The organism is Kitasatospora putterlickiae (assembly GCF_039527695.1).
GTDB classification, from domain to species: Bacteria; Actinomycetota; Actinomycetes; order Streptomycetales; family Streptomycetaceae; genus Kitasatospora; species Kitasatospora putterlickiae.
This window is the reverse complement of sequence record NZ_BAAAKJ010000363.1, coordinates 435-1,699: the sequence shown is the minus strand read 5'-3', so window position 1 is coordinate 1,699 and position 1,265 is coordinate 435. Positions and strand designations below refer to the sequence as shown.

Here is a 1,265-nt window from a genome sequence, read left to right as displayed (position 1 = left end):
CGGTGGCGGTCGTCGGGCCGGAGGCCCCCGAGCCCGCGCGGGCCGCCGCGTGGGGCGTGCTGCGCGCCGCGCAGTCCGCGCACCCGGGCCGCTTCCTGCTGGTCGACCTGGACGGCGGCGTCGAACCGGAGTGGGGCGCGCTGCTCGCCGCCGACGAGCCGCAACTCGCCGTGCGCGGCGGGCAGGTCCTGGCACCCCGGCTGGCCGCGGTCGCGGCCGGGCCGGTCGAGCGGACGGCGCTGACGAACCTGGACGGCACCGTGCTGGTCACCGGCGGCGCCGGCGCGGGCACGGCCGTCGCCCTGGCCCGGCACCTGGCCGTCCGGCACGGCGTCCGGGACCTGCTGCTGATCGACGGTCACGACGCCGCGACGGACGGGCTGGTCGACGAACTGGCCCGGCTGGGCGCGCGGGTGCGCGTCGAGGGGCCGGCGCCCGAGCGGCTGCCCGCCCTGCTGGAGTCCCTGGACCGGCCGCTGCGCGCGGTCGTCCAGGCCGGCGACGAGCCGCTGGAGTCGGCCTGGCGGCTGCACGAGCTGACCGCGGACGCCGGCCTCGCCGTCTTCGTGGTGTCCTCCTCCTACGCCGCCCTGCTGGGAGACGGGGAGGACCCGGCGGCGCTGGAGGCGCTGGTGCGCACCCGCCGCGCGGCCGGGCTGCCCGGCACCGTGCTGGTCTGGGGCCCCCGGCCGGGCGAGGAGGCGCCGGCCGGCACCGCCGGGCTGACCGCCGAGCGCGCGGGGGAGCTGTTCGACCAGGCCCTCGCCGCGGACGCCGCCCTGCTGGCGCCCGTCCAGCTGGACCCGGCCGAGCTGCGGGCGCAGGCCCGCGAACGGACCCTGCCGGCGCTGCTGCGCGGCCTGGCCCGGATCCCGGCCCGGCGCGAGGCGGCCGGCGGGTCGCTGGCCGAGCGGCTGGCCGAGGTGCCGGACGCGGACCGCGAGCGGGTCGTGCTGGAGCTGGTCACGGCGCAGGTCGTGGCGGTGCTCGGGCACGGCGCCGACGACAGCATCGACGTCGAGCGCAAGCTCAAGGAGCTCGGCCTGGACTCGATGAGCGCGGTCGGGCTGCGCAACCGGCTCTCCCAGGCGACCGGCCTGAGCCTGCCGGTCTCGTTCGTCTTCGAGCACCCCACCCCGGCGGAGATCGCCCGCCAGTTGGTCAAGCTGGCCGGCACCGGGACGGCGGAGCAGCCGGAGGCCCCGGCCGGGACGGGGTCGATCGGGGACGGCATCGGCGCCCGGCTGCGGCGGGCCGCCGAGGCC

The 1,265-nt window shown here is 79.8% G+C and carries 1 protein-coding gene; it reads left to right on the top strand.

Going from position 1 to position 1,265, the window contains the following annotated elements; genetic code table 11:
- Nucleotides 1-1,265, top strand: a 1,265-nt coding sequence (locus tag ABD308_RS32730; RefSeq protein WP_344343155.1) for a beta-ketoacyl reductase, incomplete at both ends; no start/stop codon positions are given.